Annotated in this window: 12 protein-coding genes; 5 read left to right on the top strand and 7 right to left on the bottom strand. The window is 65.8% G+C overall.

Annotated features, from left to right (window positions below):
• A partial coding sequence (locus KHY18_RS12510; protein ID WP_502768802.1) for an oxidoreductase occupies positions 1-420 on the bottom strand: 420 nt, incomplete at its 3' end.
• 178 nt (positions 421-598) lie between these two features.
• Here KHY18_RS12510 and KHY18_RS12505 point away from each other — a divergent pair.
• Positions 599-1,516, top strand: a complete 918-nt coding sequence (locus KHY18_RS12505; RefSeq protein WP_213300118.1) for an AraC family transcriptional regulator — start codon at positions 599-601, stop codon at positions 1,514-1,516.
• A gap of 102 nt (positions 1,517-1,618) precedes the next feature.
• Positions 1,619-2,881, top strand: a complete 1,263-nt coding sequence (locus KHY18_RS12500; protein WP_213300115.1) for a putative Na+/H+ antiporter — start codon at positions 1,619-1,621, stop codon at positions 2,879-2,881.
• A 21-nt stretch (positions 2,882-2,902) separates the two neighbouring features.
• Here KHY18_RS12500 and KHY18_RS12495 read toward each other — a convergent pair whose 3' ends face one another.
• From KHY18_RS12495 to KHY18_RS12485, 3 genes are all read right to left on the bottom strand, one after another.
• The gene (locus tag KHY18_RS12495) at positions 2,903-3,928 is read right to left on the bottom strand and encodes a FecR family protein (RefSeq protein ID WP_213300112.1); all 1,026 of its coding nucleotides are present in this window, start codon (positions 3,926-3,928) and stop codon (positions 2,903-2,905) included.
• A gap of 81 nt (positions 3,929-4,009) precedes the next feature.
• Entirely contained in the window at positions 4,010-4,684 is a 675-nt protein-coding gene (locus tag KHY18_RS12490) for an RNA polymerase sigma factor (protein WP_349630287.1), read from the bottom strand.
• A 65-nt stretch (positions 4,685-4,749) separates the two neighbouring features.
• The gene (locus tag KHY18_RS12485; protein WP_213300109.1) at positions 4,750-5,373 is read right to left on the bottom strand and encodes a hypothetical protein; all 624 of its coding nucleotides are present in this window, start codon (positions 5,371-5,373) and stop codon (positions 4,750-4,752) included.
• 296 nt (positions 5,374-5,669) lie between these two features.
• Between KHY18_RS12485 and KHY18_RS12480 the strand changes: the two genes are divergently transcribed.
• A complete protein-coding gene (locus tag KHY18_RS12480; RefSeq protein WP_213300106.1) occupies positions 5,670-6,125 on the top strand; it encodes a VOC family protein in 456 nt (151 codons plus the stop codon).
• A gap of 6 nt (positions 6,126-6,131) precedes the next feature.
• Here KHY18_RS12480 and KHY18_RS12475 read toward each other — a convergent pair whose 3' ends face one another.
• Both KHY18_RS12475 and KHY18_RS12470 read right to left on the bottom strand, forming a co-directional pair.
• Positions 6,132-7,019 carry a LysR substrate-binding domain-containing protein gene (locus tag KHY18_RS12475; RefSeq protein WP_213300103.1) on the bottom strand — a complete coding sequence of 296 codons (888 nt, stop codon included), beginning with the start codon at positions 7,017-7,019 and terminating at the stop codon, positions 6,132-6,134.
• A 3-nt stretch (positions 7,020-7,022) separates the two neighbouring features.
• Complete coding sequence (locus tag KHY18_RS12470) at positions 7,023-7,457, bottom strand: ribonuclease HI family protein (RefSeq protein ID WP_213300100.1); 435 nt, start codon at positions 7,455-7,457, stop codon at positions 7,023-7,025.
• A gap of 118 nt (positions 7,458-7,575) precedes the next feature.
• On the opposite strand from KHY18_RS12470, the gene KHY18_RS12465 reads away from it, so the two are divergent.
• Together KHY18_RS12465 and KHY18_RS12460 are read left to right on the top strand one after the other, a co-directional pair.
• Positions 7,576-8,568 (top strand): SDR family oxidoreductase, encoded by a 993-nt coding sequence (locus KHY18_RS12465; RefSeq protein ID WP_213300097.1) that lies wholly within the window; start codon positions 7,576-7,578, stop codon positions 8,566-8,568.
• 165 nt (positions 8,569-8,733) lie between these two features.
• Positions 8,734-9,363: a TetR/AcrR family transcriptional regulator gene (locus tag KHY18_RS12460; protein ID WP_213300094.1), complete on the top strand. Its 630-nt coding sequence runs from the start codon at positions 8,734-8,736 to the stop codon at positions 9,361-9,363.
• A 26-nt stretch (positions 9,364-9,389) separates the two neighbouring features.
• On the opposite strand, the gene KHY18_RS12455 is transcribed toward KHY18_RS12460, so the two are convergent.
• Complete coding sequence (locus KHY18_RS12455) at positions 9,390-10,715, bottom strand: GGDEF domain-containing protein (protein ID WP_213300091.1); 1,326 nt, start codon at positions 10,713-10,715, stop codon at positions 9,390-9,392.
• Positions 10,716-10,857 lie beyond the last annotated feature (142 nt).

Genomic DNA, 10,857 nt, shown 5'->3' with positions numbered 1-10,857 from the left:
GCCCGCGATCAAGGGAATGGCGCTCGGCGCCACGGGCTGCCATGCCTGCGGGTCGCTGGGGTCCAGCGGCAGGCCGCCTTCCCACGGCCGCCGGCAGCCGGCCTTGCGCCCCGCATGGCCCAGCTGTATTCCCGACACCGCACCCGCGGCCTTGATGGCCCTGGACACCGACGCCAGGCCCGCGATCTGCGCGTCGCGCCACAGACCGGCGTCGCCCAGCGTGATACGCCCTTGCGCGGCCACTGCCGTCGCCTCGACCATGACCAGTGCGGCGCCACCGCGCGCCAGGCCGGTGTAATGCGACAGATGCCAGGCGTTGAGGAAACCGTCCTGCGCCTGGTATTGGCACATGGGCGAGGCGGCAATGCGGTTGCGCAGCGTGATGGCCTTGAGCGAGAACGGTGTGAACAGAGAATTCATCGGAAGGCAGACAACGGATAGGGATGGCGCCAAGTATCCGAGCCAGCCCTCCCACCCACTTGCCGTTTTTGATTCTTGTCTTGCCTTTTCCGATGTTTCAGCGCCGCCGCGCCAACGCCGCGCAAGCAACGCGCGTACAGTCGCCACCAGCAACCACGCGCTTTTCCGGCACCCGAACATGTCCATAGAAACCCTGGCCCACGAGATGGGGAAAATTGCCCAAAACGACGGCGACCATGCAACCGCCATTGCGCGGCTGTCGCTGCACCGGCGCAGCGCCAGGACCGCGCCCATGCACTGCATCTACGGGCTGGGGCTGGGCATCACCGCCCAGGGCAGCAAGCAGGTCACGCTGAGCGAGCAGGTGATTGCCTACGGGCCGGGGCAATCGCTGCTGACTGCCGTGGATCTGCCGGTCATCGCCCATGTGACCCAGGCGGACCTGGCCCGGCCTTTCCTGGGCATGATGCTGCGCTTCGACGCCAGCGTGCTGCTGCCGCTGGCCACGGAGCTGGCGCTGCCGCCGCTGGCGCGCGCGCAGGCGCCCTGCATCATGTCGCTGAGCCCGCTGGAAGCGCCCCTGCTCGACGCCTTGATCCGCCTCGTGCGCCTGCTGAGCGAACCGCAGCTGATTGCCACGCTTGCGCCCTTGATAGAGCGCGAGATCATGGTCAGGCTGCTGTGCGGCCCGCACGGCCCCTATCTGCGCCAGCTGCTCTCGGCGGGCTCGCCCAGCCACCAGATCGCGCGCGCCATGGCCTGGCTCAAGCAGCATTTCAGCGGCGAGGTACGCATCGACGACCTCGCGGCCCTGGTGCACATGAGCCCGTCGACATTCCGCCAGCACTTTCGCAGCCTCACCGGCATGAGCCCCGTGCAGTACCAGCGCCAGCTGCGGCTGCAGGAGGCGCGCCAGCTGATGCTCAACCAGGCGCTGGACGCCGCCAGCACGGCGGCGCGCGTGGGCTACGAAAGCGCGTCGCAGTTCAGCCGCGACTACCGCCAGCTGTTCGGCGCGCCGCCGCAGCGCGATATCAGGCGCATGCAGCAGATGCCGCATGGCGACCCCGCCCTGGGGGTTGCGCCCCGCGCCTGACGCAGTCGCGTAGAATCGAGCCTGGGTGGCATGTCGTCTTGACGTGTCAGGAAAGCAGCGAAGGTCGGGCCGCCTCGCTGCGCCGTCACGTCCTCCTGATCCATGTTCAACATCCCTGTCGAATGGATGGCTGCCGCCATCTTCGCGCTCGCCCTGGCCCACACTTTCGCGGCCAAGCAATTCGAGCGTCTGTCCCACCGCTTTGCCCGCCACGCCGGCCTGTTCCATCTGCTCGGTGAAGTCGAGGTCGTCTTTGGCTTCTGGGCCATCGTGCTGATTGCTTTCATGGCCCTGTCCAGCGGCGCAGGCGCGGCGCTGCAATACGCCGAATCGCGCAACTACACCGAGCCCCTTTTTGTCTTCGTGGTGATGGTGATCGCGGCGTCGAAACCTGTATTGGCGATCGTCATGTCGACCGTCAACACGCTGGCGCGCTGGGCGCCGCTGCCCACTCCCCTGGCCAGCGCCTGGCTGGGCCTGGCCGCCGTGCCGCTCTTGGGCTCGCTGATCACCGAGCCCGCGGCCATGACCATCGCCGCGCTGATGCTCGCGCCGCAGATCTTCCGCCGCCATGTGCCCGAAGGCCTCAAGTACCTGGCGCTGGGCGTGCTGTTCGTCAATGTGTCCATCGGCGGCACGCTGACATCCTATGCCGCGCCGCCCGTGCTGATGGTCGCGGCCACCTGGGGCTGGGACAGCGCGTTCATGTTCGCCACTTTCGGCTGGAAGGCCGCGCTCGCGGTGCTGGTCAATGCCACGGTGGCGACCTTCTTCCTGCGCCAGCACCTGCGGCCCGCGCTGCCCGGCAATGACGCGCTCGATGCCGAAGCGCGCGTGCCGCTGACCGTGGTCGCCGTGCACCTGGCCCTGCTCGCGGGCGTGGTGCTGTCGGCCCACCATCCGGTGATTTTCCTGGGCCTGTTCCTGATGTTCCTGGGCTACACCCAGGCCTATGCGCGCCACCAGAGCCCGCTGATTCTCAAGGAAGCGCTGCTCGTGGGCTTTTTCCTCGCCGGGCTGGTGGTGCTGGGCGGAATGCAGCAGTGGTGGCTGCAGCCCATCGTGTCGGGACTGGAGCCGCTGGCGCTGTTCCTGGGCGCGATCGCGCTCACGGCGATCACCGACAACGCGGCGCTGACCTACCTGGGCTCGCTGATCGTCGGCATCTCGGACGAATCCAAGTACCTGCTGGTCGCGGGCGCCGTGGCCGGCGGCGGCCTCACCGTGATCGCGAACGCGCCCAACCCCGCGGGCGTGGCCCTGCTCAAGCGCGGCTTTGCCGACGAGACCGTGAGCGCGCTGGGGCTGCTGCTCGGGGCGCTGGGGCCCACGGCGGTGGCGGCAGCGGCGTTCATGTTTCTTTGACGCCGCAGCGCGCGCAGTGCCTCAGGGGCTGGCGACGATTTCCGTCTGCTCGCCCGTCTCCTGCAGACGCACCGGCAGCACCTTGACCAGGGCCTGGCGGAAATTGCCCAGGCGCAGCGGATCGAAGGTGCCCGACACACGCAGCGCCGCCACGGCCGGGTCGTGCACCACCAGCCGGGTCGGGCCATAGCGCTCGAACTCCACCAGCGCCTGCGACAGCGGCACATTGTCCAAGGTGATGCGGCCGTCGCGCCAGGGCGCGATGCCCGACGACGCCACGGCGGCGACTGCACCGCCGGCCACTTGCTGGCCCGCGGTCAGCAGCACGGCGGCGCTTTCGCCCGCGGCGCCGGTCACGCGCACCTTGCCCTCCTCCACGGCCACGCGCACCGGGCCGTCGGCCGTGTGGCGCACCGAAAAGCGCGTTCCCACCACCGTGACCTTGGTGTCGCCGGCCAATACATCGAACGGCCGCTGGCTGTCGCCCTGCACTTCGAACACCGCCTGCCCTTCAGGCAAGCGCACTTCGCGGCGCTGGCGATAGAGGCTCACTTCGACACGCGTGGCGGTGTCCAGGCGCAGCCGGCTGCCGTCGGGCAATTCCACGTTGAGCTGCTGGCCGCGCTGCGTCTCGAAGCTTTGCGCGAACACCGGCTGCTGCTGCCAATGGTTCCAGGCCAGATAGCCGCCACCACCGCTGAGCGAAAGAATGACGGCCGCGAGCGCGGCCTGCGGCGCGAGCAGCCCCTGCCACCAGGCGCGGCGGCCGTCTTCGGCTCGCGCCGCGGCTGCGGCCTTGTCTTGCGCCAGTTGGCGGCGCAGCTGCTCCACGCCGGCCAGCGGAAACGCGTCCATCTGGCGCCAATCGGCCTGCCAGCGCACATATGCGGCCTGGCGGTCGGGCCGGCCTGCGAGCCAGCGCTGGAATTCGGCATGGGTGTGCGCGGTATGCGGCGCGTCGCTGAAGCGCACGAACCAGTTCAACGCCTCGTCGTCAAGGTCGTCGGGGTCGCTGTCGGGCGGGTTGGCGATGGAGTGATCAGTCATACGAATGCCAGAGGCTACATGGAAGTAGACGCACGGGCCGGAAAAAACCCAACGCGTGCCGAATGCACAGCCGGCGGGCGCTCATTTTCGCACCCCGGATTGCTGCGCGGACGCTGGCGACGCGCCGCCCTGCATGTTGTCCTGGCAGGCGCGACAGGCCTGCATGCCCAGCTTGATGTGGCGCTCGACCATGGTCACGGAAATGCCCATCTGCCGCGCCACTTCGGCCTGCGACAGTCCGTCGAACTTGTGCAGCATGAACGCTTCGCGGCAGCGCAGCGGCAAAGCGCCAATGGCGGCGAGCAGCGCATCGACCGACTGGGCGGACATGGCGGCCGCTTCGGGCTCCAAGGCTTGAGGACCGGCGACGAGATCGATGGGGTCTTCGACCGCATCGCTCTCCAGGGACAGATGCGCGCCGCGCACTTCGCCGCGCCGGTGCTGATCGATCAGCAGATTGCGCGCGGTGCGATAGAGCAGTGCCCGGGGCTCGGCAACGGTCTCGCCCGATTGCTGCACCGCCAGCAGGCGCGCGTAGCTCTCCTGCGCAATATCGGCAGCGGTCTCACGGTCTCTGGCCGCCCCTTGCAGAAACCTCAGCAACTCTCGGTAATAACGTGTGACCACAGCAAAGGAAAAGGAAGACAGGCGCAAGACCCGCGCGGGATGGATCGCTTCCATCCGGGGGCGAGCAGGGCTCAAAGGGCGCAAGTATAGATCGCAAATGATATTCAATATCATTTGCACATCCTTCACAGGGACGCTCCTCCAAGGCAGGATGGCCGGGTGAGCAAGTGGCATTTCCATGAACAGCGTCTGCCTCAATAGTCCACGGCGACCGGCACCAGGCGCAGGCCGCTGCCCGTGGTCTGGACTTCATAGACCATCACGGTGCACATGCCGCCGTTTTTATGGATGCCCACTTCATAGTCCTTTCCGGCTTGCGGAATGAAGCTGACGGCATCGCGCACGAAATTGCGCTGATGAAAGATCAATTGCACGCCCGTGAACGAGACGGGTTCCGAAGACTTCATGCCGCTCAACAGGTTCTCGATCTGCACCGGCTTGCCCCCGGGAATCGAGAACTCCCAGTAATCGACTCTGGAGAAAAGCCGATTTCTCTGTATCAGACTGCGGGTGTGTTCCGACTGCGCAATGCCCATGCCGGCGCTTTTGCCCCGCCCCACCAGCGAGGCGAGTATCGCGGCCAGGCCGCCGTTGCCGATCTTGACCAGGGTGTGTGCGCCCAGCGGGCTTTGTATGAACATCACCGCAGGCCGACTTCTTTGGCCGAACAGGCGAATACGCGCCGAGTCACCGGATGGGCCGGGCTGCGCCGCCGCAGTCGATTTCACTTTCATTGCGCCAGCCACCCTGGAGAGAAACCCCGGAGCCAACAAACCGATTTTTCGCATATACATCGCCGCATCCTTGAAGCCGCGCACCGTTGAATGTCTTCTTGAAGCATTGGCAGCGACAGTGCTATCGATTCCAAAACGGCGTTCTTGAAGATGAACTATTAATTTATAACAACTAAGTGTTATTAAATATCAATAGGTTCCAACTATTTACAGTTTCTTTCGAAAGCGCTGGTGCAGCCCCTTGGGTGAAGCCTGGGGCTGTTTGTCTCGTCGTCATTGATGGAAAAAATCGATGCTCAGCGCGCAGATATATCGTTTTTCTTTATTGGTCAGTCTGTCTACAGTCGGTCTGTCAGCCACTCCACGTACAGGCATCTGCCATGAACTCCACGATCCTCTCCCCCGCCTCCCACCTGTCCGCGCCGATTCCGTTTCACCTCGCGTTTCCCGTGCACGACCTCGCCGAAGCGCGCGCTTTCTACGGTGAATTGCTCGGTTGTCCCGAAGGACGCAGCTCGGACGCCTGGGTGGACTTCAACTTCTTCGGCCACCAGATCGTCGCCCACCTGGCGCCCGAAGAGTGCGGCCAGCGCGCCCACAGCGCGGTCGACGGCCACAACGTGCCGGTGCGCCACTTCGGCGCCGTCGTTCCCATGGACCTGTGGCAGGCCATGGCCGACAAGCTGGTCGCGCGCGGCACGGACTTCGTCATCGAGCCCTACATCCGTTTCAAGGGCGAAGCGGGCGAGCAGGCGACGATGTTCTTTCTCGACCCTTCGGGCAATGCCGTCGAGATGAAGTCGTTCGCCGACCTGGGTTCGCTGTTCGCCAAATAAGACGCGTCAGCGCCCGGCCCTGGGCGCTGACGCGACCGCGTCGCGCAGGCATTGCGTGAGCAAGGCCACGGCCGGCGTGCTCGCGCGCGGGCGGGGCTGCAGCAGGCCGATCTCGCGGTGGAAAGTGTGCTCGCCCAGCGCCAGCACGCGCACGCCGGCCGGCAGCGGCAGATGCGCTTCGACCAGCGGCACCAGCGCCACGCCCACGCCCAGCGCGACCATGTGGATCAGCGCGGAAATCTCGTCGACTTCCACCGCGTCCTGCACGGCCAGGCCTTCGCGGCGCACGAAGCGCTCGACCATGCGTCCGCCAAAAGAGGTGCGTTCGTAGCGCAGAAACGGCTGGGACTGCAGCAGCGCGCGCCAGTCGCGGCCCTTGATGCCCGCGGGCACCAGCAGCACGAAAGCCTCGTGCACCAGCGGCTGCCAGGTGAGTTCGGGCAACATGCCGAACGGCGGGCGGATGATGAGCGCGGCGTCTATCTTGCCGGCGTCGAGGTCGTCCATCAGCCCCATGGAGATGCCCGGCGTCACATGCACGCGCAACTGCGGGTGGGCACTGCGCAATGCGCCTATCGCCCGCGCCAGCAAGGTGGGCTGGGCCGAGGCGATCGCGCCTATGCGCAGCAGGCCGGACGCACTGGTCTCGCCCGGCAAATCGGCGAGCTGGGCATAGAGCGCCTGGATCTGCTCGGCGCGCGCCAGCGTCGCCTGGCCCGCGGCATTGAGCGTGGCCGAGCGGCCGGTGCGATCGAACAGCGCAAAGCCCAGCGACTCTTCCAGCCGCTTGATCTGGCTGCTCACGGCCGACTGCGTGAGGCCTATGCGTTCGCCGGTCGCGGCAAACGTGCCATAGCGGCACACGGCAATGAACGTCTTGAGTTCGCTCAGCATGGTTCAGCCCGGCACGGCCACCTGCGGTGCCGCGCCTTCCACGGGCTCGCCGCGCGCCAGCGCATCGGCCACGGCGTTCTTGTGGCGCGGAATCCAGCGCAGCTGCACGCTGTCGAACAACGGCAGCAGCGCGCGCGCCTGGGCATAGATATCCGCCAGGCGCACGATGGGCTTGGGGCTGGCCTGGCTCAGTTGTTCCGCAAGGATGCTGTTGTCGGTATGCAGCAGCACAGCGCGCACCTGCTGGGCGTTCAGCCATTGCAGCGCGTGGATAGCGGCCAGCGCCTCGGCCTCGTTGTTGCAGCCCGAGTGGGCGATGGCCTGGCTGAAGCTGCGCGTGCTGCCGTCGGGCGCATAGGCAATGCCGCCTATGCGCATGCGCCCAGGGTTGGGCGTTGCGCTGCCATCGATGTAGACCGTCCAGAGTTGCGAATCCATGCGGCGAGCTTACCCGCATCGCGGGGCGCCGCGCGCCGATGAAGGCCGTTTTCCTACAGCGGCGCGCGAATCAGCGCACTACATTGATCAGCGTAGTCACTCGCCAAGGACCCGGGCCATGAAGAAAGCCGAGAAGAAGACCAGCGCCGCCGTTGCCAAGACCGTCGCCAAGCAAAAGGACATCCAGGCCAAGCAGAACGCCGCCGACAGGAAGCCCAGGAAGACCAAGCCTTCGCAACCGGCTCCCGGTCCGGGACGCAAGGCGCAGGCCGCCCCAATGAGCCGCCAGCCGCTGACCAAGCCCGGCAACGAGGCGCAGATGCAGCAGCCGCCGCAGTACGATGCGCCCGCCTACCAGGGCAGCGGCAAGCTCAAGGGCATGACGGCGCTGATCACCGGCGGCGACTCGGGTATCGGCCGGGCCGTGGCGATCCTGTTCGCGCGCGAAGGCGCGAATGTCGCCATCGCCTATCTGAACGAACACGAAGACGCGGCCAGGACCTGCGCCCTGATCGAGGCCGAAGGCACGCAGAGCGTCTCCATTTCGGGCGACATCAAGGACGCGAAGTTCTGCGCCGACATGGTGAAAAAAGTCGTCAAGCGCTTTGGCGGGCTCAACATCCTGGTGAACAACGCCGCGTTCCAGCAGCATGCGGATTCGCTCGAAGACCTCAGCGATGAGCGCATAGAGGAAACCTTTCGCACCAACATCTTCGGCTACATGCACATGGCCAGGGCCGTCGTGCCGCATCTGTCGCGCGGCGACTGCATCATCAACACCGGCTCGGTGACCGGACTGCGCGGCAGCGCGAAGCTGCTCGACTACTCGGCGACCAAGGGCGCGATCCACGCATTCACCAAGGCGCTGGCGTCGAACCTTGCGGGCCAGGGTATTCGCGTCAATGCGGTCGCCCCCGGGCCCGTGTGGACGCCGCTCAACCCCGCCGACAAGCGCGGCGACGACCTCGCGGAGTTCGGCCAGGACACCGACCTGGGCCGCGCCGCCCAGCCCGACGAAATTGCGCCCGCCTATGTGTTCCTGGCCGCGCCCAGCTGCGCGAGCTACATCACCGGCATCGTGCTGCCGATCACGGGCAGCGTGGGGGGCTGAGCGCCCAAGGCCTTTGGCGCCAATCTTTGACGTTACACTTACCTACCGAAAGGTAAATAGGGTTTTCACCCTGTTCAGGGCACCGCCGCGCGCAGAGGCAACGCATTGCATCGCGCGCCGGGTCACCTATACTTTTCCTTCCACCAGAACAAAAATGGGAGCACGATGGCAACTCGTCGTCCAAAAGAAGACACGGCCGCAGCGACCGAAAGCTTTCGGCCGCGCGTAGACAACCGTCCGGAACAGATCATAGGCATCGCCTGCCGGCTGTTCGCACGCCGCGGCTACGAAGGCACATCGCTGCGCGACATCGCCGAAGAAGCCAAGATCACCAAGGCCGCGCTGTACTACCATTTCCCCAACAAGGAAGCGCTGTTCCACCGCATCGTGCTCGACTCGCTGCGCGCGCTGATCGACTCCGTGCGCGCCGCGGTCGACGCCGCGCCCACGCCGCTGGAGAAAGTGCGCCAATACATGCTGGTCTCGGCCGATTTCATGGACGCCGACCGCGACTCCTGGATGGCCGGCTCGAACGCATTCTGGATGGGCGCCGAAAGCGAACAGCGCACCATGACCATCGCGCTGCGCAACGAATACGAAAGCCTGCTGCGCAGCTGCATTTCGGACGCCATGGAGGCGGGCATATTCAAGCCGCACAACGTCGCGCTGACCGGGCGCTTTCTGCTGTCGTCGCTCAACCAGATGACACGCTGGCACAACCCCAAGGGGGCCATGTCGACACGCGAAGTCATCGAGGAATATCTCGACATGGCGCTGCACGGGTTGAAGGCCTAGAGCGCGCGGCTGGGGCCGGCAGGCGCCTAGACTGCCAATGCGATCTGGTTGCGGCCTCTGCGCTTGGCTTCGTACAAGGCCTTGTCGGCCGCATTTACCAGCAGGGTGGCCGCAGCGTCGGCGGCGCAATGGCTGGTGCAGACAATGCCTATGCTGACCGTGATGCGCACCACGCCCGTGAGCTCGGTGCCCAGCGACATGCCCTCGACCTGCAGCCGCAGAAACTCCGCTAGCTTGGCCGCGCTCGCGGCGTCGGTGTCCGGCAGCAAAATGGCGAACTCCTCGCCGCCATAGCGCGCGACCACGCTGCCCGGGCGCTGCACCACATGCGTCAACACGCGGGCGAAGCTCTTGAGCACTTCATCGCCAAAAGGATGGCCATGGGCATCGTTGAGTTGCTTGAAATGGTCGACATCGAGCATCAACAGCGACAGCGCGGAGCCGAACTGGCGGGATTCGCGCCACGCGGCGTCCAACACTTCATCGAAGCGCCGGCGGTTGGCCAGTGCCGTCAAGGCATCCTTGCCCGCGAGCGATTCCAGATGCTGGGTCAGCTTGCGCAGCTCTTCCTGCTGGCGGCGTGAGGCCGTGACATCGACATGCGAGAAGAAACTGCTGCCATTGGCCTGGGTGCCGCGCAGCTCGACGATGCGCACCCAGCGGTTTTGCGGCAGCGCCAGCACATAGGGCGCACCCGAAAAGCGTTGCCGCTCCTTGAGGATGGCAACACCTCTGGCATAGCCCGCCGTCGGCTCTTCGCGCCGCCAGGTTTCGGCATAGACCGCATCGAACTGGAGCCCGCTCAGGCTGTCGATGTCGGGCAGGCCATAAAGCACCAGGAATGCGTGGTTGGCCCAGACGGCCCGGTCCTGCTCGTCGACCATCAGAATGCCGTCGGCCAGGCTTTCCAGCGCCCTGGCCGTATCGGCGGAAATCTGGCCCGGCAGCTGTACCAGTCTGGGGTTGATGCGATCCTGCATGCCCGGCAGCAGGGGCGTGGTCTTGCGCCACAGCCGCACCCGCCCGAAAGCCCCGAGCGATACCGACGCCGCGCGCACCCGGTAGCCATGGTGGTCGAACTCGAAAGCGCGCTGCTGCTGGTGGTGGCGCTGCACGCCTTCCTCGACATAGCGCTCCATGGCCGGCAGCTCGTCCTCGCTGAGCCGGCTCAGATAAAAGCGCCGAAGATTCTCGCGGTAGTCCTCTCCTTCATGCACCTGGCCCGCATGCTCGGGAAAGAACTGCACGAAGGTGTCGTTCCAAAGCAGCGTCCTGTGCCTGGTGTCGAAGACACAGACGGCCACTTCGAGTTGGTCAAGAGCCAGTGCAACCAGGCGCAGGATGGAGATCAACGGTTTCTTGGGAAGAGAAGGAACCGGGGAATTATCGGTGAAGTCCCGGCAGGCGGGTTTGCAGATGAAAAAAATGCCGGACAAGCCGGCATAGGATGAACGGAACGCGCCGCGCTGACGGGCGTCAACCGCAGCCCGCTCA

Origin of the sequence: Acidovorax sp. CCYZU-2555 (genome assembly GCF_018413525.1) — a bacterium.
GTDB lineage: Bacteria > Pseudomonadota > Gammaproteobacteria > Burkholderiales > Burkholderiaceae_C > Comamonas.
The sequence above is the reverse complement of the archived record's forward strand: the minus strand, read 5'-3'. Positions and strand labels throughout refer to the sequence as shown.